At 63.8% G+C, this 23950-nt stretch carries 19 protein-coding genes; 1 reads left to right on the top strand and 18 read right to left on the bottom strand.

Annotation, left to right across the window (positions count from 1 at the left end; genetic code table 11):
- Window position 1: 1 nt before the first annotated feature.
- The 17 genes from rbsK to AC1RDJ_RS24030 form a co-directional block, all read right to left on the bottom strand.
- A complete protein-coding gene (rbsK, locus tag AC1RDJ_RS24110; protein WP_289889595.1) occupies window positions 2-916 on the bottom strand; it encodes a ribokinase in 915 nt (304 codons plus the stop codon).
- A complete protein-coding gene (locus tag AC1RDJ_RS24105; RefSeq protein WP_071326094.1) occupies window positions 913-1962 on the bottom strand; it encodes a LacI family DNA-binding transcriptional regulator in 1050 nt (349 codons plus the stop codon). Before AC1RDJ_RS24105 ends, rbsK begins: the two co-directional genes overlap by 4 nt.
- Window positions 1963-1983: 21 nt before the next feature.
- Complete coding sequence (locus tag AC1RDJ_RS24100) at window positions 1984-2955, bottom strand: ABC transporter permease (RefSeq protein WP_071326093.1); 972 nt, start codon at window positions 2953-2955, stop codon at window positions 1984-1986.
- Window positions 2956-2973: 18 nt separating this feature from the next.
- Complete coding sequence (locus AC1RDJ_RS24095; protein WP_493028930.1) at window positions 2974-4524, bottom strand: sugar ABC transporter ATP-binding protein; 1551 nt, start codon at window positions 4522-4524, stop codon at window positions 2974-2976.
- Window positions 4525-4609: 85 nt separating this feature from the next.
- Entirely contained in the window at window positions 4610-5569 is a 960-nt protein-coding gene (locus tag AC1RDJ_RS24090; RefSeq protein ID WP_071326091.1) for a sugar ABC transporter substrate-binding protein, read from the bottom strand.
- A 208-nt stretch (window positions 5570-5777) separates the two neighbouring features.
- The gene (locus AC1RDJ_RS24085; RefSeq protein ID WP_493028929.1) at window positions 5778-6659 is read right to left on the bottom strand and encodes an EamA family transporter; all 882 of its coding nucleotides are present in this window, start codon (window positions 6657-6659) and stop codon (window positions 5778-5780) included.
- 152 nt (window positions 6660-6811) lie between these two features.
- The gene (locus AC1RDJ_RS24080) at window positions 6812-7918 is read right to left on the bottom strand and encodes a zinc-ribbon domain-containing protein (RefSeq protein ID WP_493028928.1); all 1107 of its coding nucleotides are present in this window, start codon (window positions 7916-7918) and stop codon (window positions 6812-6814) included.
- 8 nt (window positions 7919-7926) lie between these two features.
- Window positions 7927-9048 carry a hypothetical protein gene (locus AC1RDJ_RS24075; RefSeq protein ID WP_493028926.1) on the bottom strand — a complete coding sequence of 374 codons (1122 nt, stop codon included), beginning with the start codon at window positions 9046-9048 and terminating at the stop codon, window positions 7927-7929.
- Between the two features lie 66 nt (window positions 9049-9114).
- Entirely contained in the window at window positions 9115-9840 is a 726-nt protein-coding gene (locus AC1RDJ_RS24070) for a hypothetical protein (protein WP_493028925.1), read from the bottom strand.
- Between the two features lie 49 nt (window positions 9841-9889).
- Window positions 9890-10987: a zinc ribbon domain-containing protein gene (locus AC1RDJ_RS24065; RefSeq protein ID WP_493028924.1), complete on the bottom strand. Its 1098-nt coding sequence runs from the start codon at window positions 10985-10987 to the stop codon at window positions 9890-9892.
- Window positions 10988-11280: 293 nt separating this feature from the next.
- Window positions 11281-13542, bottom strand: coding sequence for a YgiQ family radical SAM protein (locus tag AC1RDJ_RS24060; protein WP_493028938.1), 2262 nt, complete (start codon window positions 13540-13542; stop codon window positions 11281-11283).
- Between the two features lie 357 nt (window positions 13543-13899).
- Window positions 13900-14178 carry a DUF4404 family protein gene (locus AC1RDJ_RS24055; protein WP_034753883.1) on the bottom strand — a complete coding sequence of 93 codons (279 nt, stop codon included), beginning with the start codon at window positions 14176-14178 and terminating at the stop codon, window positions 13900-13902.
- 11 nt (window positions 14179-14189) lie between these two features.
- Window positions 14190-14402, bottom strand: a complete 213-nt coding sequence (locus AC1RDJ_RS24050) for a VF530 family protein (RefSeq protein WP_071326083.1) — start codon at window positions 14400-14402, stop codon at window positions 14190-14192.
- 109 nt (window positions 14403-14511) lie between these two features.
- A complete protein-coding gene (locus tag AC1RDJ_RS24045) occupies window positions 14512-16656 on the bottom strand; it encodes a M3 family metallopeptidase (protein ID WP_493028923.1) in 2145 nt (714 codons plus the stop codon).
- 226 nt (window positions 16657-16882) lie between these two features.
- Window positions 16883-19045 (bottom strand): M3 family metallopeptidase, encoded by a 2163-nt coding sequence (locus AC1RDJ_RS24040; protein ID WP_493028922.1) that lies wholly within the window; start codon window positions 19043-19045, stop codon window positions 16883-16885.
- A gap of 154 nt (window positions 19046-19199) precedes the next feature.
- The gene (locus AC1RDJ_RS24035) at window positions 19200-19418 is read right to left on the bottom strand and encodes a SlyX family protein (protein WP_071326794.1); all 219 of its coding nucleotides are present in this window, start codon (window positions 19416-19418) and stop codon (window positions 19200-19202) included.
- Window positions 19419-19817: 399 nt separating this feature from the next.
- Window positions 19818-21878: a UvrD-helicase domain-containing protein gene (locus AC1RDJ_RS24030; protein ID WP_071326079.1), complete on the bottom strand. Its 2061-nt coding sequence runs from the start codon at window positions 21876-21878 to the stop codon at window positions 19818-19820.
- A 208-nt stretch (window positions 21879-22086) separates the two neighbouring features.
- On the opposite strand from AC1RDJ_RS24030, the gene AC1RDJ_RS24025 reads away from it, so the two are divergent.
- Entirely contained in the window at window positions 22087-22572 is a 486-nt protein-coding gene (locus AC1RDJ_RS24025; RefSeq protein ID WP_071326078.1) for an SRPBCC family protein, read from the top strand.
- A 106-nt stretch (window positions 22573-22678) separates the two neighbouring features.
- Here AC1RDJ_RS24025 and AC1RDJ_RS24020 read toward each other — a convergent pair whose 3' ends face one another.
- Window positions 22679-23800, bottom strand: coding sequence for an HD-GYP domain-containing protein (locus AC1RDJ_RS24020; RefSeq protein ID WP_071326077.1), 1122 nt, complete (start codon window positions 23798-23800; stop codon window positions 22679-22681).
- Window positions 23801-23950: the final 150 nt, after the last annotated feature.

Genomic DNA, 23950 nt, shown 5'->3' with positions numbered 1-23950 from the left:
CTCAGAACAGCTCGTGCAGGTAAGGGATCGACGTTTGCGCGCCGGGCTTGGTGACGCTCCAGGCGGCAGCGCGCTGGCCCTGGCCGATCGCTTCCGCCTCGTCCATGCCAGACGCCAGGCCCGCGACGAAACCGCCGATGAAGGTGTCGCCGGCGGCCGTCGTGTCGACGGCTTGCACGGCTTCGGCCGGGAACATGGTGTCGCCGCCATACAGGGCCGCGTGCACGCCCTTGTTACCGAGGGTGATGATGACGTTGTCGCTGCCCTGCTTTTGCAGCGCGGCCGCCAGCGCGGGAATGTCGGTGGCGGACTCGGGACTCACGCCGGCCAGCATGGCCGCTTCGATTTCATTCGGGATCAGGTAATCGACCAGGTCCAGCACGCCTTCCGGCAGGCTGGCGGCCGGCGCCGGATTCAGCACGACGGTCTTGCCCAGCGAGCGGGCCAGCTTGATCGCATGCACGACGGTGGCCATCGGCGTTTCCAGCTGCAGCACGACGATGTCGGCCTGTTCGATCAAGCCTTGCGCCGCGTCAATGTGCGCGGGGCTCAATAAATCGTTGGCGCCGCCGGCGATGACGATGCTGTTCTGGCCGTTGTCATCGACGAGTATCGAGGCGATGCCGGATGCCACGCCCGGCAAGGTGCTGATGTGGCTATCGATGATGCCATCGCCCACCAGCGCCGCGCGCAGGGTGGCGCCGAAGGCGTCGTCGCCCACGCAAGCGACCATGGCCACTTGCTGGCCGCCCGCCTCGACCTTGCCGCTCATGCGCGCGCAGGCGACGGCCTGGTTGGCGCCCTTGCCGCCAGGAATGGTTCGAAAAGCGCCGCCCGTCAGGGTTTCGCCGGGGAGGGGCATGCGCGGCACGCGCAAGACCAGGTCCATATTGATGCTGCCGATAACCACGATCATGATGTCATTCCCATCAGTTCAGTTGCAGGTAAAGAAAAAGGTACTGGCGTGGCCGCCACGCTGGAGCCGCGCACGTGCAGCTCGGGGGCGATGCTGCGCTGCTGACGCGGCAAGCCGGGTTCGGCGATGCGCGCCAGCAGGCAGGCGGCCGTGATGTGGCCCAGCTCGCGCGTGTTTTGCGCCACGCTGGTCAGGGCCGGATGCACGAAGCTGGCCAGGTCGATATCGTCGAAGCCGACGACGGCCAGTTCTCCGGGCACGGCAATGCCGCGCTCGGCGGCGGCGCGCAGGGCGCCAAACGCCATCAAGTCATTGCAGCAAAACAGGGCGTCCGGGCGTTGGCCTGGCGGCAGCGCCAGCAAGCCGAGCGCGGCCGCATAACCGCCCGCGCTGCTAAAGTCGCTATGCAGGCACAGGGCCGATTCCAGCACCGCGCCCGCCTCCGCCATGGCGCCGCGCGCGCCAGCGATGCGCTCGTTGGAAATGCTCACTTCGCGGGGACCCGCGATGCAGGCGATACGCCGGCGTCCCAGGTCCAGCAGGTGGCGCGCGGCCAGGGCACCGCCGGCGCGGTTGTCGACGGCCACGGCGTCGATGGCCAGGTCGCTGGGGGCGCGGTCGAGCAGCACGGCCGGGACCTTCATCTTGCGCAGCAGTTCGCCATCGCTGTCGGCCAGCGCGGACAGGATCAGGCCGTCGCAGCGCTTGGTCAGCAGCACGTTCAGGTAATCGCGCTGCTTGACGGGATCGTCATCGGAATTGCACAAGATCACGCTGTAGCCGGCCGCGTAGCAGCTGTCTTCGATGCCGCGCGCCACTTCCGAAAAATACGGGTTCGTATTGTTGGGGATGATGAGGCCGATGGTGCCCGTGCTGCGGCTGCGCAGGGAACGCGCCAGCGCGCTGGGCACGTAATGCAATTGTTCCGCCGCCGCCAGCACGGCGCGGCGCGCCTCGTCGCTGACGGGGCGGGTATTGTTGAGGACGTGCGAGACGGTGGTAAACGACACCCCCGCCGCCTGCGCCACTTGCTTGATGGTTGCCATGGGACGCGCTTTCTGCTGCGATTAGGCGCGCTCGCCGCGGCGGCGGTAGGTGTCGAGCACCACGGCGGCGACGATCACCAGGCCCGTGACGATGCGTTTCACCGGTTCCGACACGCCCACCTGCGCCAGGCCCGCTTCCAGCACGGAAATGATCAGCACGCCGATAAACGTGCTGATGACGGAACCGCGTCCGCCCATCAGGCTCGTGCCGCCGATCACCACGGCGGCGATCACCTGCAATTCCATGCCGACGCCGCCGTTCGGGTCGGCCGCTTCCAGGCGCGACACCTGGAACAGGGCGCCGATGCCGGCCAGCAAACCCATCAAGGCAAACACGAGCACTTTCGACGGCTTCGTGTTGATGCCGGACAAGCGCACGGCTTCTTCATTCGTGCCGATGCCGATCCAGTGGCGTCCCAGCACCGTGCGCGTGAGCACCAGGTGGCCGATGACGACGATGGCGATCGAGGCGATGAAGGCGGGCGACAGGCCGAAGGCGATGGGCGAGCTGATGCCTTCGACGGCGCTGCCGATGTATTCCGTGCGCGAGTTGGTGACTTGATACGCCAATCCCCGTGCCATTTCCAGCACGCCCAGCGAAACGATGAACGAGGGGATGCGCCAGCCGACGGAAATCAGGCCCGTGGTGGCGCCGCACAGGGCGGCGACGAACATGCCCAGCAGGGCCGCGCTCCACACGGGCCAGCCCCAGTGCACGACGGCCAGCGACAGCACGGAGGCGGCCAGCGCCATGACGGAGCCGACCGACAGGTCGATGCCGCCGATGATCAGCACGAAGGTCATGCCGACGGCCATCACCACCAGGGTCGGGATATTGTTCGACAGGGTGCTGAGGGTGGCCAGCGTGAAGAAGTTTTCGCTGGCGAACGAGAACAGCACGCACATGGCCAGCAGGGCGCCGATCAGGCCCGCATAGTTTTTCAGGTCGGCCAGGCTGCGCTGCAGATACGAAGGAGAGGAGTTGGTGGTCATGGGAATCTTTCCGGCGGATCAGGCCGCAGCTGGAGTGGAAGTAGGAGTCAAATAGCCGGAGAAGGCGGCCGACAGCAGCGCGTCCTGGCTCCAGGCGCCGCGCTCGAAGGTGTCAACGATGCTGCCCGCGCTCATGACGGCGATGCGGTCGCAGATCAGCATCAGTTCGCGCAAGTCGCTCGAGACGATGAGGAGGCCCTTGCCCTGGCGTGCCTGTTCGGCCAGCACCTGATAAATATCAAACTTGGCGCCGATATCGATGCCGCGCGTGGGTTCATCGAACAGCATGACGGGGCAGTCGCGGTACAGCCAGCGGGCGATCACCACCTTTTGCTGGTTGCCGCCAGAGAGCTCGGCCACCGTTTGCGCGCTGTTGCGCGAGCGGATGCCCAGGCGCTGGATATAGTCGTCGGCCACCGACGCTTCGGCCGCGTCGTTGAGCCAGCCGGCGCCGCTGACGGAGTCGAGCGACGCCAGGGTCGTGTTGACGGCGATGGACTGGCGCAGCAACAAGCCCTGTCCCTTGCGGTCTTCCGTGATCATGGCGATGCCGGCTTTCACTGCCGCCTGCGGCGAGTGCAAGGCGGCCGGCGTTTCGCTGTCGCCAAGGTACACGGCACCGGCGTCGGCGCGGTCGGCGCCGAAGATCAAACGCAGCAATTCCGTGCGGCCCGAACCGATCAGGCCGGCGATGCCGAGGATTTCGCCCGCGCGCAAGTCGAACGAGGTGGGGTGGACCACCTTGCCGCGCGCCAGGCCGCGCACGCGCAGCAGCGGCGCGCCGATGGTGCGCCCGCTCAGGTCGACGGCGTCGTCGGCCGAACGGCCCACCATCAGGCTGACCAGGTCGGCGGCGGAATGGCCCGCGATGTCGTCGTCGCACACGAGCTGGCCATCGCGCAGCACGGCGATGCGGTCGGCCACGCGCTTGAGTTCTTCCAGGCGGTGCGAAATATAGATGATGCACACGCCTTCGGCCTTCAGGCGCTCGATCTGCAGGAACAGCAATTCCACTTCGCGGTGCGTCAGCATGGCCGTCGGTTCATCCAGCACCAGCAAGCGGCAGGAACCGATCAGGTTGCGCGCGATCTCGATCATCTGCTGGTGACCGATGCCGAGCGCACCGACGAGTGTCCACGGGTCGAGTCCGCCCAAGCCCACTTTTTCCATCTGCTCGCGCGCATCGCGCTCGAGGCGGGCGCGGTCGATGAAGCCGAAGCGCTGCGGCAGGTTTTTCAAGTACAGGTTTTCCGCGATCGACAGGGTGGGAATCAGATTGAGTTCCTGCATCACCATGCGGATGCCCAGCGCCTCGGCGGCGCCGCGCGAGGCGGGCTGGTAAGGCTTGCCGTCGAGCAGCATGGTGCCCGTGGTGGCTTGCTCCAGGCCGCAGATGATCTTCGACAAGGTACTCTTGCCGGCGCCATTTTCTCCCGTCAGCGCCAGCACCTGGCCAGGGGCGAAGCGCAGGGCCACGCCGCCCAGCACGGGGCCGACATAGGACTTGCCGATATTATCGAGCGTTAACAAGGGGATGGCGGCTGGCGCCGGGGGGATGTCGGTAGGCATGATAAAACTCCGCGATGGTGGCGGCGGGGCCGGCGCCGCCTACTCGCATGAGTGGGCAGGCGCCGGCCCCGGCGGGATCAGACGATCAGGACTGGGCGCCCTTGGCGACCAGTTCGACCTTGGTTTCGATGACGCCACCGAGCTCGGCCTGTTTCTTCTTCTGCGCCAGCGCTTTCAGCACGGTGTCGATGCCGAACACGGCTTGCTGCGAACCGAACTGGTCGGCGGTGGCCAGCACGCGGCCATCGGCCAGCATCGGCTTGATGGCGTTGATGTTGTCGTAGCCGACGACGAGGACCTTGCCCGTCTTGCCGGCCGCCTTGATGGCGGAAATGGCGCCGATGGCCATGTTGTCGTTACCGCACAGCAAAGCCTTGATATTCGGGTTGGCGTTCAGCATGGCGGCCGCCACCGTGTTGGCGGGGGCGATTTCCCACTGGCCCGACTGCACGCTGACGACTTTCGCACCGGCCGCGTTCATGGCGTCCTGGAAACCCAGGGTGCGCTGCTGCGCGTTATACGTGGTGGACACGCCTTCGATGATGCCGACCGGGTCGCCCTTCTTGATCTGCTTGGCCAGGTAATCGCCGACCACCTTGGCGCCCTTGCGGTTGTCCGGGCCGACGAACGGCACGGTGATGCCCTTCTCTTTCAAGGCGCCCGCGTCGAGCTTGTTGTCGATATTGACGACGATGATGCCCGCGTCGATGGCTTTCTTCAGCACCGGCACCAGCGCTTTCGAATCGGCCGGCGCGATCACCAGCGCGTTCACGCGCGAGACGATCATCTGCTCGACCAGCTTGATCTGGCTCGACGTATCCGTTTCATCCTTGATGCCGTTCGACAGCAGGTCGTACTTGGCGGCATTCGCCTTCTGGTGCGCCTTGGCGCCGTTTTCCATGGTCAGGAAGAATTCATTGGCGAGCGACTTCATCACCAGCGCCACCTTCGGTTTGGCAGGTGTCTGCGCCATCGCCGGCACGGCGGGCAAGGCACACACCAGGACAGCGGCGGCAATCATTTTCAGGCGAATACGGGATGTCATGAGCGTCTCCAGAGTTGTTGGTCAAGCACGTCTACATCATGCTTTTGTGGAATTTCACGGCGCGCAAACGTTTGCGCGAAGCGAATAGTGCCTCAATGCCCCATTCCAGTGCAAGCAAAACTGTATGTGCGGTGCAGCAAAAAGACGACGCCCAGAGGGAAGCGAACAGGCTGATGGCATCAGCCTGTTGCGGAGCATTGCGCAAAAATCAGCGCGTAGTTGCGGATTGGGCGCTGGCCCACTGCACGGCCAGCACGCTGGCCAGCACCAGCAGCAAGCCCAGCATCGACCAGCCCGTCATGGCCTGGCCCAGCAGGGCCCAGCCCAGCACGACGGCCATCAGGGGGCTGAGCAGTCCCAGCGAAGACACGGCCACGGGCGACAGGCGGGCGATGCCGCGAAACCACAGCGCGTAGGCCAGCAAGGCGCCGGCCAGGCACAGGTAAGCGTAAGCCAGCACTTGCTGCAGCGACAAGGCCGGCAGCGCAGGATCGGCCAGCCAGGCGACGGGGGCCAGCATCAGGCCGCCCAGCAGCAATTGCCAGCCCGTCAGCGCCAGCACGGGCAAGTCCGGCTTCCAGCGCCGCGTCAGGTAGGTGCCGGCCGCCATGCAGGCCGTGCCGCCCAGCGCGGCGGCAATCCCCACCGGTTCCCACACCGTGCGCGGCGACAATAATAAAATGCCCATGCCGGCCACGCCCAGCACGCTGGCCAGCAGGGCCAGGCGGGCCGGACGGCGTCCTTCCACGCCCCAGGCCAAGCCCATCACCAGCAGCGGCTGGATGGCGCCCACCACGGCCGCCAGGCCACCGGGCAAGCGGTAGGCGGCCACAAACAGCAGCGCCTGGAAGACGCCGATATTCAGCGCGGACAATATCAGCACCCTGCCCCAGTCGCGCCGCGCGGGCAGGCGCCGCATGACGAGCAGCAGCAACAAGCCGGCCGGCAAGACGCGGATCAGCGCCGCCGTGAAGGGACGGTCAGGCGGCAGCAGTTCGGATGTGACGATGTACGTGGATCCCCAGATCAGGGGCGCCAGCGCCGTGAGCACGATATCGCCCCAGGCGGGGTGGGCAGGAGCAGAGGTCATACGACTATCTCGACATTAAGATAATTCAGTGTGGATGCAAACTATCTTGATGTCAAGATAAATACCCGCCCATCGCAATGCCGGCATGAAAAAAGCCCGGCATCGCCGGGCTCTGGGACGGTGCAAGGCAGCAAGCTGCCGCGCCGGGATGCTTAATCGCGCACGCGCTGCAGGGTTCCCACGCGCATGCCGCCAAGGCTGATCTGCGCCGTGTTGTTATTGTTGCTCAGGCTAATCCGCATGACCGTTCCGCCCGCGCCTTCCGGCGCCAGCGTCACGACATTGCCTTCGGTGGTAAACGTGCCCTTGGTCACCTTGCCATTTTCGATGACGCTGTCACGCGTAAATTCCAGGACATTGCCCCTCGGCGCCTGCCATTTTCCCACCAGCGGGTGGCCGCCAAAGCTGAACACGCTTTTCAGCTTGTCCAGCATGCCCGCACCCTGTACGGCCGGCGACTGTCCGATGGCGGCGGCCATGGCCATGGCCGCCTGGTTCAGCTGCACGCGATCCGTGACTTGCCACTGCTTGTCGACCAGCGCCAGCGGCAGCTGCACTTCGAGGTCGCCGTGCGGCAGGCGTTCCAGGATCAGCGCGCGGTCCGCCGACCTGGCGAGCCACGCCGCCTCATCGGTCAAGGCCAGCTTGGCCGTGGCCATCGCCACCTGCTGGCCGCCCAGCTCGCGCACCTGCTCGTAGCCGCTGACACTGGCCACTTTCACGCCCTTGGCCACGCACAGCTTGTCGCCGCGCAAGGCCGCCTTGCCGGGGGCGGCCAGCGTGTAGACAAACTGCGATTGCGCGATCCAGCCGCCGCTGCTCTGCTCGACGGGACCCGTGTACAGCTCGCTACGCACGAGCGCATCGAGCCATTGCCGCGTGGAACTGTCGTACGACGCCACGCGGATTTCGTCCTTCTGGTACGGCAGGTTGGACAGGCACAGCAGCTTGTCGCGCGCCGCCTCGTCCGCCGCCAGGTGGGCATCGATGGCGCGGCTGAAACTGCCAGCCGATGCCGCCTCGGGCGCCAGCAGCCACGCCAGGGCGCCGCCGGCCACAACGACAACCGCCAGCACGCCGCCGGCGAGGATGAGGTGGCGCCGCTTGACGCCGGACAGTGCCGGCGCCGGCGTCGGCACCTGCGCCGCTGCAGGCGACGATGCTGGCGCCGGCGCGGCGTTCACGGCATTGCCGCACTCATCGCAAAAGCGCGCGTCGGGCGTGTGGGCGGTGCCGCACTTTTTACAAAATTGCGCCATGGTCTGCCTTACTTGAGTTTATGCGCGCATTCGCCGCAGAACGCATCGTCGGCGGCGACCGGCGCCTTGCAGCTCGGGCATTGCAGGCTGTCAGCCGGCGCAGCGGCCTGTGCTGCTGGAGCGGCGGGCGTGGCCGCCTGCTCGGCCAGGGCGCGCGCGCGTTCACGCGCTTCCTCGGCTTTTTTCTTGACCGTGGCCAGGCCATCGTTCAGGCTCGCTTCGGACGCGCTGAAATCGACATTGCGCGTGGCGTTCAGATAAATGATGCACACGCCCTTGGTAAAGATCAAACCGGGCACGACGGCCGCGGCCGCCATCAGCAAGCCGCCGCCGAGGCCGGCTGCGATGATGTAGCCGGAGCCGGAGCCGCCGCGACCCAGGCCAGCAGCCAGCGCATACATATTCATCTCGCCCAGGCTGAGGATGCCGGCCGACATGCCGCTGGTCAGCGACACGCCCGTGCCCAGCACGCCAAAGATCAGCAGCGCCACAAACGAGGTGATCAGGAACAGCAGCACTTCCAGCAAGATCACCGACACCAGCTTGGTGCGCACGATCAGGTTCAGGCGGGCAATGATCTGGAACACGCTGGCGCCCGACCAGGCGGCAGGGCCGGCCAGCGGCAGCATCACGTAGAACAGCGCGAACACCAGCACGCCCAGCACGATGGCCGAGAGGGGGAAGACCACCGTGTACAGCACGGGGCCCAGCACGGGGATCTTGCAGACGAACAAGATGATGGCGATGGCGATCATGGCCGCCAGCACGATGAGGAATTCAAGGAAGACGACCGCGACCAGGCGGTGGCTCGTGTACAGCGAGACGAGCACGGCATCAACCAGGCTCATGCCAGGCTGGCCCTGCGCATCGCGCATCAGCATGATGCCCACGGCGTTGGAACCGTAAAACATCACGAGGAAGGCCATCAAGCCGCCCAGGAAGGCCAGCACGACACTGCTCATGCTGCCGGCGAGCATCGTCAGCACGCCACCGACGAGCACGGCGCCGATGAAGGTCAGGGCCAGCAGGGCAATCGCGCGGAAGTTCTTGATGGCATCGGTCGCTTCGATCAGCGAACCGAGGGCGGAGGAAAACGGCAGGGGTTGATGTGCTTCGGTGGAAATGGTCATGTAAAGCCTAGTGAAAATGAATCGGGAATGGAGCGGCCTGCCTGGCCGCCCCGTGCTAGTGCCGTGTTAGTAGGCAAGCGCCAGCTGCAGCTCGGCCGCAGGCATTTGGCGCTGGACGATCTGCAACTTGACGTCCTGGCCGCCAACGCGCTTGTTATTCAGGTACAGGGCCGTGCGGACGGGATAAATGCCCTGCGGCACGCCTTCCGGCATGGGAATCGAGAAGCCGCCCTTGTAGGCGCCGCTGCCGTTGTTGCTGCTGACCACCTTGCGCACGGTTTTGATCAAGTCGCCATTCGGCTTGTACAGGCTCAATTCCTCTTCCACCAGCGGGTTCGGATCGCGCGTGCCGGCGGCCACTTCGATATACGAATTGGTCTGCGCCTTCTGGCCCGGACGCACGGAGGCCGGCGTAAAGCCCGTTTCGTATTTCACCAGGGTCGACTGCTCGGGCAGCTTGCCCTTGTTGGCCACCTTGTAATCGCTCTGCACCTGCTGCGCCGTCTTGACTTGCTGGCTTTGATAATTCAAGGCCACGCAGGCGAGCGCGCCCAGGCTGGCGCCCAGGGCCGCGCCGCGCACCGTGTTGTTGCCGCCGCCCAGCAAGCCGCCGACGACGGCGCCGATGCCGGCCAGCATGGCCGTATTGCATTCGCCGCTGGCCGCTTCCGTGCCTGCGGTGGTGGTATTGCCGGTGGCGCCAGGGCCGCCCGGCGTGGCGCAACCGGCCAGCATCGAGGATACGACCAGCATCGCCACCAGGGGCTTGGCCATTTGTTTCAAGTTTTTCACGTTATTCTCCGGAAAGATCAAAATAGGAATGGAAGGCAAGCCGCGCGGCTTACTCGATCTGGATTTGCGACAGCGCCTTGTCTTGCGCCTCTTTCGCCTTGCGCTTGATGTCGAGCGCGTAGCGGTTGCCCGTGTCCATGCGCAGCACGGCATTCGCGTTGGCGATGGCGCAGTCATACTTGCGTTGGCTCATGCAGTGGCTCGCTTCCGACAGGCTGTCCGTGATCACGCCTTCGAGACCGGACGGCTTGCTGGCAGGCGCGGCCGGCGGTGCCACCTTGACGGGTTTGACGGGCTTTTCCACGACGGGCACCGGTGCTGGCGCCGGCAGCGGCGCGGGCGCGGGGACTGGTACAGGGGCGGAAACCGGGACTGGCGCCGGCGCCGGTTCGGCCACGGCGGGCGTTGCGGCAGGCTCGGCCGCCGTGACGCCATCGAGGGCCTGATCGCTGATGTCCAGCGGCGCCTCCGCCACTGGCGCCGCGTCCGTGGTGGCCAGCGCCGCCGGAACAGCGTCCGCCGCAGGCACTGATGCGGACGGGATGCCTGACATGTAGTAATAAGCACCGGCAGCGGCGGCCAGCACCACCGCCGCAGCGGCGACAGCGATCAGCTTGCTACGCTTGCCGTCAGCGGGCGCAGATTCAGGCGCAGGTTCAGGCAGCGCTTCAGGCTCAGGTACGGGCGCAGGCACGCGTACTGCCTCAGGTGCAGGTTCTGGCTCCGGTGCGTGAACAGGCTCGGCAATGCGCTTCTCCAGCGCGGGAGGCGGCGGCGACTTGCTCAGGCTCAGGGGCACGGCGACCGGCGCCAGCACTTCGGCGACGGTTTCCGGAACGGTTTCCGGAGCGGTTTCCGCAACCGGCTCCGTCACCGGCCCGATAGCGGCCTCAGGATTAGGCGTGAAGACAGGTTCGGGCAGCGGCGGCGGCACGGATGCAGCGGCGGACGGCGCGGCCACGGCAGGCGCGGCAACGCCAAAACTGAACGCGCACTTGGGGCAGAACTTGGCGTCCGGCTTGCAGTCATGGCCGCACTGGCCACAGGATTTGCCCGGCACGGGCACGGCAGCGGCAAACGTCGTGCCGCAGGAAGAACAGAATTTGGCGCCCGGCTTATTCTCGGCCTGGCAGGAAAGGCATTTCAATTGGCATCTCTTTTCATATAAACGCTGGAGCCGCCTGCATTCGGCGATTGCCAGAATTACAGCTTTGTTGCCGTACGGCTAAATATTCAGCGAGTATATTTTCAAACCTCTAGTTGCCACAAGGGAAAATTGCCTTTTGCTCTATCCAATTTTTAAATATTGGTAAAAAATTTCCCGCCTGCCATGCGCGTCCGGGTCGGCGCGGCGCATAAAAAAACCCGGCAACGCAGGCTGCGTTGCCGGGTTGTGCATCGTCCGGCGCCAGAATCGGCGCGGAATGCCTGACTTGCGACCTACTTGCGACCGCCGCGCGCCTGCGCGCCATGGCCGCCCTTGGCCGGCGGCTTGCTGCCACGGCCCATCGGCACGGCGGCCGGCTTGGCCTTGGTCTTGATGGTCGACAGGATCGATGGACGCACTTTCGACTCGACGGCCGTGGCCTTCGGCGCCGCCGCCGTGCCGCCCAGGGCGATGCGGCTCTTGCCTGGCGCCACCTTGAACTTGTCTGGCGTGCCGGCGCCATGCGTCTGGCGGCTGCGTTCGCCGGCGGCCAGGCCGCCCGACTCCGACGACGTCCAGGCGGGGATCAGATGCTTGTCGCCATTGCCGATCAGGTCGCCACGGCCCATGTTCACCAGCGCTTCGCGCAGGATCGGCCAGTTGGCCGGGTCCTGGTAGCGCAGGAACGCTTTATGCGTGCGGCGGATCTTGCCGCTGCGCGCCGTTTCCACCACTTCCGAGTCGGCCGTGACCTTGCGCAGCGGATTCTTGCGCGTGTGGTACATCGTCGTCGCCATGGCCATCGGCGTGGGCATGAAGGTTTGCACCTGGTCCAGCTTGAAATTGTTTTTCTTCAGCCACAGGGCCAGGTTCAGCATGTCCACGTCCGTCGTGCCCGGGTGGGCGGCGATGAAGTACGGAATCAGGTATTGCTTCTTGCCCGCTTCCAAGGAGAAACGGTCGAACATTTCCTTGAATTCATCGTAGGCGCCGATGCCGGGCTTCATCATCTTCGACAAGGTGCCCTCTTCCGTGTGCTCGGGCGCGATCTTCAGCAAGCCGCCGACGTGGTGCGTCACCAGTTCCTTCACATACTCGGGCGAACGCACGGCCAGGTCGTAGCGCAAGCCCGAGCTGATCAGCACTTTCTTGATGCCCGGAATGGCACGCGCCTTGCGGTACAGGGAAATGAGCTTGCTGTGGTCCGTGCCCAGGTTGACGCAGATGGACGGGTAGACGCAGGACAGGCGGCGGCACGAGACTTCGATCTCTTTTTCCTTGCACGCCAGACGGTACATATTCGCCGTCGGGCCACCCATATCGGAAATGGTGCCCGTAAAGCCTTTGGTTTTATCGCGGATATGCTCAATCTCGCGCAAAATCGACGGTTCCGAACGGCTCTGGATGATGCGGCCTTCGTGCTCGGTGATCGAGCAGAAGGTGCAGCCGCCGAAGCAGCCGCGCATGATGTTGACGGAGAAGCGTATCATTTCCCAGGCCGGGATATGCGCCTTGCCATAGCTCGGGTGCGGGGCGCGCGCGTAATTCATGTCGTACACGCCATCCATCTCGTCCATCGCCAGCGGCAGCGGCGGCGGATTGAGCCACACGTCGCGTTCGCCGTGCGCCTGCACCATGGCGCGTGCATTGCCTGGATTCGATTCCAGGTGGAACACGCGCGAAGCGTGCGCATACATGACGGGGTCATCCTTGACGACGTCGTAGGCGGGCAGGCGCACCACCGTCTTGTCGTGCTTTTCCTTGGCCATGGCCAGGCGCTCTTCGCGGCTCATGATGCGGATCGGCTTGATGACCTCGGCCGATTTCGACGCGTTTTCCGTGGCGCAGGCGGTCTTGTCTTCCTGCACCATCTCGTACGGGCTGTAGTGCGGATCGATCTTGCCGGGCACGTCGACGCGGGTGGAATTGTGCACGCCCCAGTCGTCGCCAGGCAGCCAGCCAGCCGGCACCATGAAAGCCGTGCCGCGCAAGTCGCGGATATCCTTGATGTGTTCGCCAGCGGCCAGGCGGTGCGTGAGGTCGACCAGCGCCCGCTCGGCATTGCCGAAGATCAACAAATCGGCCTTGGAATCGGGCAAGACGGAACGGCGGACCTTGTCCGACCAGTAATCGTAATGGGCGATGCGGCGCAGCGATGCTTCGATGCTGCCGATGACGATGGGCACGTCGGGGTACGCTTCGCGCGCGCGCTGGGCGTACACGGTGACGGCGCGGTCCGGGCGCTTGTTCGGTTCCGCGTTGGCCGTGTAGGCGTCGTCGGAGCGGATCTTGCGGTCGGCCGTGTACTGGTTGACCATCGAGTCCATGTTGCCGGCGGTAATGCCGTAGTACAGGCGCGGCTTGCCGAGGATGCGGAAGGCGTCGGCCGACAGCCAGTCCGGCTGGCTGATGATGCCGACGCGGTAGCCCTGCGCTTCGAGCAGGCGGCCGACCAGGGCCATGCCGAAGCTCGGATGGTCGATGTAGGCGTCGCCCGTGACGAGGATGACGTCGCACTGGTCCCAGCCCAGCGCATCCATCTCGGCGCGCGACATCGGCAGGAAAGGCGCAACGGCAGCGCGGGCAGACCGCTTGGGAACGGTCGCAAATAAATTGGTAGGGGAGCTCATAGGGTACGGATTGTACCGGAATTGGCCATTTCCAACCTGACGGCCTGCTTTTTACTGTTGGATTTCAGTACAAAAAACGTTTATTTTTCAATCACTTGGGGAATTCCCATTGGGAAATTGTAACTGAGGAGCGGTTTTTTATCATTGCATTAACATCGTCCCGGCGCCGCTCGAAAGCGTCGCGGGCAAGCGCAATGCCGGGTTGAATAGCGGAACCGTACGCAGGCACGGTAAGCAAGACATGCCCGGCAGTGGGCTGCGCAGTCGGTTTTCAGCGGTGCATCAGATACCCATATTGGCGAGAATCTCACCCAATTCGCGCAATGCCGGCTCCAGTTTCGGATGTTTCACCGCGAATTTGGCCGACAATTCCTGGCTGCGCTCGGCCAGGCCGTAGGTGGTCGATTCTTCTTCCTGCTCCTGCGCGGCGCGCTTTTCCATCAGCAACTTGATGTCGACATCGAGTTTTTGCAGCAAACCATGCAGTTCTTCATCGACGGGGCCGCTGGTTTCCAGCGTCGAGTGCAGCTGTTGCAGCGATTCCTTGAGTTTGCTATCCATGTTTTTTCCTGTCAGTCCGTAAATTGCGTGTCCAGGTACAGCTGTTCCACCTTGCTCCTGGCCCACGGGGTCTTGCGCAAAAACTTCAGGCTCGACTTGATGCTGGGATCGCTGATGAAGCAATTGATATCGATGTGCTTGGCCAAGCCGTCCCAGCCGTAGTGGGCGTGCAGGCGCGTCACGATACCTTCCAGGGTAATGCCATTCAAATCTTGCTGACTCATATACTCTTTCGACTGCCTTCTTATTGACATCTTACTCAATTCTACGCCGCCGGCACAGAAAGCTTGCGTGCGCCATGACAACGCAGCGCAAGCTTCAGATGAGGGCGGTTTACTTGGCGTTCAAGCCGCGGCGTTCCAGCAGCGGTTCGACGGTGGCGTCGCGGCCGCGGAAGTCGCGGAACAGTTGCAGCGCATCGACGCTGCCGCCGCGCGACAGCAGCTTGGCGCGGAACCAGTCGCCATTCTTGCGCGTCAGGCCGCCGTTTTCCTTGAACCAGTTGACCGATTCCGCGTCCAGTTTCTCCGACCACAGGTAGGCGTAGTACGCCGCCGAGTAGCCGCCCGAGAAACTGTGCGAGAAGTAGGCCGTGCGGTAGCGCGGCGGCACGGGCGCGTAATCGACGCCCGCGTCCTTCAGCGAGGCCGCTTCAAAGGCCAGCACGTCCGTCGGAATCTGCGCTGGCGCCAGCTGGTGCCAGCGCTGGTCCAGCAGGGCCGCCGACAGGTATTCCGTCGTCATGAAGCCCTGGTTGAATTTCTTCGCCGCCGTCACCTTGTCGAGCAATTCCTGCGGCATGGCCGCGCCGCTCTGGTAGTGCTTGGCGTAGTTTTGCAGCACTTCCGGCCACACGGCCCACATTTCATTGACTTGCGACGGATACTCGACGAAGTCGCTCGGCACGCTGGTGCCGGCAAAGCGTGGGTATTTCACGTTCGAGAACATGCCGTGCAGCGCATGGCCGAACTCATGGAACATGGTCGTCACTTCATCGAAGGTCAGCAAGGTCGGCTGGCCGGCCGGCGGTTTCGGGATGTTGAGCTGGTTGGCCACCACCGGGTGCGTGCCCATCAGCGACGATTGCGACACGTATTCATTCATCCACGCGCCGCCATGCTTGTTGCCGCGCGCATAGAAGTCGGCGATGAACAGGGCCAGCGGCTTGCCGTTGGCATCGAGAACGTCGTAGACGCGCACGTCCGGGTTATACACCGGCAAATCCTTGCGTTCCTTGAAGCTGATGCCATACAACTTGTTGGCGGCAAAGAAGACGCCGTTGTTCAGGACACTGTTGAGTTCCAGATACGGTTTCAGCTCGTTTTCATCGAAATTGAAGCGCTGCTTGCGCAGCTTGTCCGTGTAGATGGCCCAGTCGGCCGCCGCCACCTGGAAGCCGCCCTTTTCCGCGTCGACCACTTGCTGCAGGTCGGCCGCTTCGCGGCGCGCGTTGGCGACAGCCGGTTTCGCCAATTCCGACAGCAGGGTGTTGACGGCCGTCGTGGTCTTGGCCGTCTGGTCTTCCAGCGCATACGCGGCGTAATTGGCGTAGCCGAGCAAGGTAGCCCGTTCGGCGCGCAGTTTCGCCAGTTTCAGCACGATGGCGCGGTTGTCGAACTCGCCGCCCTGGCTGCCCCGGTTCAGCGACGCCTCCATCAGGCGCTGGCGCGTGGCGCGGTTGGTCAGCACGGCCAGCGGCGGCTGGCCGCTGGTGTTGACGAGGGCGATGAGGAACTTGCCCGTCAAGCCGCGCTCCTTGGCGGCCGCGGCGGCCGTGTCGATATCGCTGTCCGTCATGCCGGCCAGCTCGGCGCGCGTGTCGACGACGATGCTCTTGGCATTCGTTTCCTTCAACACATTTTGCGCGAAGGCCGTTTCCAGGCCCGCCTGCTCGGCGTTGTAGGCTTTCAGTTTGTCCTTGTCCGCATCGGACAGCTTGGCGCCGGCGCGCACGAAATCCGTGTGATAGCGTTCCAGCAAGTGCAGGGATTCCGCATCAAGGCCCAGCTTGTCGCGCTTGGCGTACAGGGTGTCGATGCGGGCGAACAGTTTCGGGTTCAGGTTGATGGCATCCGTGTGCGCGGCCAGTTTCGGCGACATCTCCACTTCCACCGCTTCCAGCACGGCATTCGTGTTGGTCGACGTCATGTTGCTGAAGATGCTCTGCACGCGGTGCAGCAGCTGCCCCGTGCGCTCGAGCGCAACGACGGTGTTCTCGAACGTGGGCGCCTGGCGGTTGCCGGCGATCGCATTGACTTCGGCCAGCTGCCGCTTCATGCCTTCGGCAAACGCCGGCGCGTAGTGCGCATCCTTGATCAGGCCGAACTGCGGCATCTGGAATGGCAGCGGACTGGCTTTCAGCAGGGGGTTCTGGGCGCTGATGGCGGCGGCAGGCGCAGCGGCCGCGGCCAGGGCGGAAGGGGCGGCGTGGGCCAGCATGACGCTGGCGGCGATGACGAGCAGTTGTGGATGGATCATGACATCTTTCAGGAAGCGCGGGGAAGAACCGCGATCGCGTCGCGGGCCAGTTGCAGATCATAGCAGCCTGTCACACAGGCGTCATCCAGCATGGGCTATCCTGTGGTGTATCACACCAATTGCACGGTTTACCACGGCATACGTCGCGATGCACCAAATAAAAATGGCCGCCAATCGCTTGGCAGCCATTTTCATTGACCCGGCTTTGACACCGGGAACAAGGCTTTTACTTGCCGTTCAAGCCACGGCGTTCCAGCAGCGGCTCGATCTTCGCATCGCGGCCGCGGAAGTTGCGGTAGATGTCGAGCGCATCGGCGCTGCCGCCGCGCGACAGCAGTTTGCTGCGGAACCAGTCGCCGTTCTTGCGCGTCAGGCCACCGTTTTCCTTGAACCACTCGACCGTGTCGGCATCGAGCTTTTCCGACCACAGATAGGCGTAGTAGCCGGCCGAGTAGCCGCCCGCGAACGCATGCGAGAAATACGTGGTGCGGTAGCGCGGCGGCGCCGGGGCGAAATCGACGCCGGCATCGCTCAAGGCGGCTTTTTCAAACGCCAGCACGTCGGTGGGAATTTGCGCCGGGGTCAGCTGGTGCCAGCGCTGGTCCAGCAGGGCCGATGCCAGGTATTCCGTGGTTTTATAGCCTTGGTTGAAATTGTCGGCCGCCGTCACTTTCGCCAGCAGCTCGGCCGGGATGGCCGCGCCCGTTTGATAGTGCTTGGCGTAGTTTTGCAGCACTTCCGGCCACAGCGCCCACATTTCATTGACTTGCGACGGGTATTCGACGAAGTCGCGCGGCACGCTGGTGCCGGCGAAGCGCGGGTATTTCACGTTCGAGAACATGCCGTGCAGCGCATGGCCGAATTCGTGGAACATGGTGTTGACTTCGTCAAACGTCATCAGGGTCGGCTGGCCCGCTTCCGGCTTTGGAATGTTCAGGTTATTCGCGATGACGGGTTTGCGATTGAGCAAGCTCGACTGGCCCACGTAGGCATTCGCCCAGGCGCCGCCGCGCTTGTTGCTGCGCGCGTATGGATCCAGGGTGAAGATGGCCAGCTGCGTGCCGTCTTCGTTGAAGACGTCGTACACCAGCATGTCGGCCGTGTAGACGGGCAAGTCGGTGCGCTGCTTGAAGGTCAAGCCATACAGTTTACCTGCGGCAAAGAACACGCCCTTGGTCAGCACGCTGTGCATTTCAAAGTACGGTTTCAGCTGATTTTCATCAAAGTTGTAGCGTTCGGCGCGCACCTTGTCGCTGTAGAAGGCCCAGTCGCTGGCCGCGACCTTGAAACCGCCCTTGTCGGCATCGATGACCTTCTGGATATCGTCCGCTTCACGGCGCGCATTGACGACGGCCGGCTTCGCCAATTCGCCCAGCAAGGCGTTCACGGCGGTCGTGTCGTGCGCCGTCTGGTCTTCCAGCGAATACGCGGCGTAGTTCGGGTAACCCATCAACGCGGCACGTTCGGCGCGCAGTTTCGCCAGTTCCAGCACTTCCTGGGTATTGTCAAACTCGCCGCCACGGCTGCCGCGCGCTTGCGAGGCGGCCATGATGCGTTCGCGCAAGGCGCGGTTGGTCAGCAGCGCCAGCGGCGCCTGGCCCGTCGTGTTGACGAGGGCGATCACGTACTTGCCGTCCAGGCCGCGCTTCTTGGCCAGGCCGGCGGCCACTTCGATGGCGGCCGGCGACAGGCCGTCGAGCTCTTCGCGCGTATCGACGACGACGGCCGACGCGTTCAATTCCTTCAGTACATTCTGCGCGAACTTGGTCGACAGGGCGGCCAGCTGGCCGTTATAGGCGCGCAGCTTTTCCTTGTCGGCCGCCGACAGCTTGGCGCCGGCGCGCACGAAGTCCGTGTGGTAGCGCTCGAGCAAGCGTTTCGATTCCGCATCGAGGCCCAGCTTGTCGCGCTTGGCGTAGAGGCTGTCGATGCGCTTGAACAATTTGTCGTTGAGCATGATCGCGTCGCTGTGGGCCGCCATCTTCGGCGCCAGCTCGCGTTCCAGACCCTGGATCGTGTCATTCGTGTTCGAACCGGACATCACGGAAAACACGGTGCGCACGCGGCCCAGCAGCTGGCCCGAGCGTTCCATGGCGACGATGGTGTTGTCGAAGGTGGCCGCTTTCGGGTTGTTGGCGATCGCCGTGATTTCCGCCAGGTTGGCGGCCATGCCTGCCGTAAAGGCAGGCGCGTAGTCGGCGTCCTGCACCTTGTCGAACGGCGGATAATTGAATGGCAGGCTGCTGGCTTGCGCAAACGGGTTCGAGGCGGGCAGCGTGGCGGCAGCGGTAGCTGTGGCTTTAACAGTGGCTGGCGCGGCGGTAGCGGCAAAGGCGGCTGGCGCCAGCATCAGGCTGGCGGCGATGACGAGCATTGTTGGACGGGTCATGTCTTCTTTCAAGAAACGCAAGAGAGCCGCGATTGTGTCGCGGGCCAGCCTGAAATAATAACAGCCTGAAACACTTGCGTCACCAGCAACTACCGATGGTAGCGCGCCAGCCGGTGATGAACGGTTTTCATGCCCTCCACATCAAGATACCAATTTAGTAATGCGGCGGACGCTCGTTGACCAGCCCGCCATTCGCCTGCTGCGCCCCATCGCGCACGTGCTCGCCCAGCTTGTGCAGCATGGCCTCGAGCTGGTCGATGCGCTTGCCCTGCTGGTACACCATCTGGTTCAGCGATTCGACCAGGTCTTCCTGCTGCGCCAGCTTGATTTCGATATCGACGAAACGTATTTCCGTCTGTTCTGCATTGTCCATGGTGCTCACGCTCATTTCTCACTGAAAGCGGCATTCTACCGCCGCCACGGCGTGAGCCAGGACAAACCTCCTCCATTCGTCGTCGGACGGGGCCCGATGGCTGCCGATTCTTTCGTTTGGGCCGACTCAAATCGCTTGACGAAGGAGAACAAACGATTGCAATGACTGCATCCCCCACCCGAACCAACGCTGATCGATACGCGCAAGACGGCCGATACCGGCGCTGGGAAGATTCCCTGCACGACATGGCGGCCGCCAGGGGAAGGCGTATGCGAGTTGCGGTTCTTGCAGACGGGGCCCGGCTGGCGCGTGTATTTTCACGAAACCAATCTGGGCACCGTGATACTGGCCATCGTGCGAAGGCCACGCCGGACGGCGCCGTGGAAGCATGAGCGCGATTTAAACTTTCGGCGCGGCCAATAACGCCTTCATGCGCGCCAGGCGTTCCTTGGGGGAAATCACTTCCGCCTCCGTCGGCACGGCGTCGCCCACGTCGAGTTGCATTTCCTTGATGAAGCGCGACGGGTCGCAATGCACCTGCTCGCCGGCGCGCTTGCGCTTCTTGCACCAGGTAATGTGCAAGGTGCGCTGGGCGCGCGTGATGCCCACATACATCAAACGGCGCTCTTCCTGGATGCGCGCGGCAATGGTCTCGGCCGGCGCATCGGCGTCGCCCTTGTGCGGCAAAATCCCCTCTTCCACGCCGACCAGGAAAACGTGCGGAAACTCCAGCCCTTTCGATGCATGCAGGGTGGACATGCGCACGGCATCCTGCTCCTCGTCCTTGCCCTCGAGCATGGTCATCAGGGCCACCATCTGCGTCAGTTCCAGCACGTTCTTTTCTTCGCCGTCGCGGTCCTTGCCGCCCCGGCCCCGTTCCTTGAGCCAGTTGACGAATTCCAGCACGTTCTGCCACTTGCTTTGGGCTTGCCGTTCCTCGAAGGCATCGTACAGATACGATTCGTAGTGGATTTCCTTCATCATGTCATCGAGCACCTCGGCCGCGTTGTCGCCGCTGCCGGCCGCGCCGGGACGGCTGGCGCGCGATTCGAGGTCGTTGATGAAGTTGCAGAAGTCGCGCAGCGGCCCCAGCTGGCGATCGGTCAGCTTGGCCTCGATGCCGCCCTTGAAGACGGCCTGGAACAGCGAACACTGCCACTGGCCCGAGAACGCCCCCAGCACCTCCAGCGTCGACTGGCCCACGCCACGGCGCGGCGTCGTCACGGCGCGGATGAAGGCCGGATCGTCGTCTTCGTTGGCCAGCAGGCGCAGGTAGCTGATGATGTCCTTGATCTCGGCCTTGTCGAAGAAGCTCTGGCCGCCCGAAATCGTGTACGGGATGCGTTCCTTGCGCAGGCACTGCTCGATGATGCGCGCCTGGTGGTTGCCGCGGTACAGGATCGCGTAATCGGAAAATTTGTTCTTGCGCTCGAAATGGTCGGCCGAGATCATGATGGCGACCTGCTCCGCCTCCTGCTCGTCCGTCTGCATGCCCAGCACCTTGATCGGCTCGCCCAGGCCATGCTCGGACCACAGCGACTTTTCAAACAGCTTCGGGTTGTTGCCGATGACGGCATTGGCCGCGTTCAGCACGCGCATGGTGGAGCGGTAATTCTGCTCGAGCTTGATGACGCGCAAATCGGGGAAATCCGTCTCCAGCGTCTTCAGGTTTTCCACGGTGGCGCCGCGCCACGCATAAATGGCCTGGTCGTCGTCGCCCACGGCCGTAAACATCGGCTTCTTGCCGATGCCCGTCACCATCAGTTTCACCAGTTCGTACTGGCACGTGTTCGTGTCCTGGTATTCGTCGACAAGCAGATAGCGCAAACGGCGCTGCCACTTGTCGCGCACGGGGCCATTGTTGCGGAACAATTCCACGGGCAGGCGGATCAGATCGTCGAAATCGACGGCCTGATAGGCGGACAGGGTCGCCACATAGCTGCGGTAGATGCGCGCCGCGTTCGCCTCGTCTTCATCCTTGGCTTGCGCCAGCGCCATGTCCGGATCGATCAGGCCGTTTTTCCACAGCGACATGGCGTTCTGGATGCCGCGTATCACCTGTTTATCGGTGGTAATGGCAAGATCTTGCACGAGGGAGAAACAATCGTCGCTGTCCATGATGGAAAAGCGGTCTTTCAGCCCCACGCCATTGGCTTCCTGGCGCAGGATTTTCACGCCCAGCGAATGGAAGGTCGACACCGTCAACTGCTTGGCCTGGCGCGGCTGTTTCAACAGCTTGGCGATGCGCTCCTGCATTTCCAGCGCCGCCTTGTTGGTGAACGTCAACGCGGCGATGGTGCGCGGGTCATAGCCCCGGTCTTCGATCAGGTGGGCGATCTTTTGCGTGATCACGCGCGTCTTGCCCGAACCGGCGCCGGCCAGCACGAGGCAAGGGCCGTCGAGGTAGGTCACCGCTTCGCTTTGGGGGGCATTCAGACCGAATTGTGGCGCTTTGGACATCAGGGTATTTCCGGAGGGAACAGCGGCCCATTGTAACAGCGTCGCGCCCGCCTTTTGCACGATGGCGCATGCCTGAAAAACAGGCAATGGCATTGATATATCGCCATTTGACGCCATTTTGGCGCATGGAAGGCGTGCGGCGTTGCCACGCCTGGAGTACCATTCCGCCTATATCGCCCGTGCGCGCCCCTTACCGAATGGCTGTCCTATGAAATTTGAACACCTGATTGAAATCAACGATCCACTCAATCCCCTGATCGACACCTTGTCCCTGGAGCAAGTATGGCGCGGCCTCGTCTTGCGTGCCGAATCGCCGAAACTGTTCGTACCGCACCTCGACGAATGCCAGATCAGCGAGCGCAGCGAGAACGGTTTCGCGCGCAGCCTGCGCTACGGCGAGCTGGTGATCAACGACAGGGTGGTGCTGGTGCCGCAGATGCAGGTGCGCTATGAAGTGGCGGCGCAAAAGGATATCAGCAAGTCCTCGCTCGTGATGACCATCGAGATGCCCGACGAGATCAGCCTGTGGGTGCGCTTCCAGTACGACGACGGCCACGATGCGGCCACCGACGCGGCCAACGCCATGTACGACGAATTCCGCCGTTCCGCCTACAAGGAATCGGACATCGACACGGTGCGCGTCATGCGCGAGCTGGCGGCCGAGGGCCGGCTGGACGGCGTGCTGCTCAATTAAGTTGGCTATATACGTCTGGAAACGTTCAGCGCCAGGCGCCTTGCCGAAGGCAGTACGCCAGTACGACGAGGCAATGCACAACGCCATGGGCGTCTTTCCAGGCGCTCTACACCCTGGCGCTGCGGCCCCATAGCTGGTCCGGGCGGAACTGCAATCCCGCCTGCTCCGCGCTGAGCACTTCGCGGATGGCGTGCAAGTCCACGCGCGTATCGCGCCGCAGCGGCACGTCCAGGCGCGCGCCGCGCGGTCCGATCAGCGACTGCACATGGGGCGTGGCCGCGCTCAAGCCCTTGCGCGTGACGACGCCGATTTCCCCATTCAACAGTTTCACGAAGGTGCCGATCGGGTAAATGCCCAGCTCGCGCACCAGCAGCGAGGCCAGCGGCGCGTCCAGCGTGGCTTTTTCCGCCATCAGCATCTCGCGCAGGGCCACGTTCGGCAACAGCGGCTTGCGGTAGCTGCGCCGCGACACGCGCGCGCAATAGCGGTCGGCCAGCATGATCAGCCGGGCGCCCACGCCAATCTCGGCGCCCGTGGCGCCCAGCGGATAACCGCTGCCATCGACATTTTCATGGTGCTGCAGCACGGCTTGCAGCCAGGCGGGATCCGTCACGCCGGCCGCGCGCAGCAAGTCCACGCCCGCTTGCGGATGGGCACGGATGTAGGCGCGCTCCTGCGCGTCCAGCGGATCCGCCTTATGCTGGAAATGCGCGTGGCGCGCCAGCATGCCCACATTCATGCTCAGCGCGGCCAGCACCACGCTGCGCAAGGCGGCGTCATCGAGTTTCAGGGCCCGCGCCAGCATGGTCGCGATGACGGCCGTGTCGACGCTGTGGCGCACGGCGAAGTCGCCCGCGCCCTGGTTGTGCAGGATGCAGGCCAGGGCCACGTCGGCGTCGAGCGTGACGGCCTCTTCCACCAGTTGCGCCAGCGGCGCCAGTTGATCCTGCGCTACAACTTGCCCGGCGACGATGGCCGGCAAGACCAGCGCCAGGCCGGACGTGGCCCGGTTCAGCATGCGCAGGGCCGACGGCGCCTCCGTGCCGGGGCGCCTCTCGTCATCGCTGGCATCGGCGATCATGCCGCGCGCCAGCAGCAGCTCGATCTGGTGCTCGCTGCGGATCACATGGCCCACCTTGGCCAGCAAGCCGCCCGCCTCGCCGTGCACGTCCCAGGGCAGGGACAGGCCCAGCGCCAGTTCCCCCGCATGTATGCGCCGAATTGTCACATCGTCTCCGTGTCATCGCTGCCACTGCCAGTTGTACCACCCAGGCATCGTTGGCATGAACCATTTGAAATGTTTTTTGCTTTTAATCAATGTTTCAATGTGGCAGCGATGATCGCGCAATCATGTGCGCCTGTCTACATAATTATATAA

The organism is Janthinobacterium sp. GW822-FHT07H10 (genome assembly GCF_058798675.1).
This window is presented reverse-complemented; position numbering and strand designations above follow the sequence as displayed.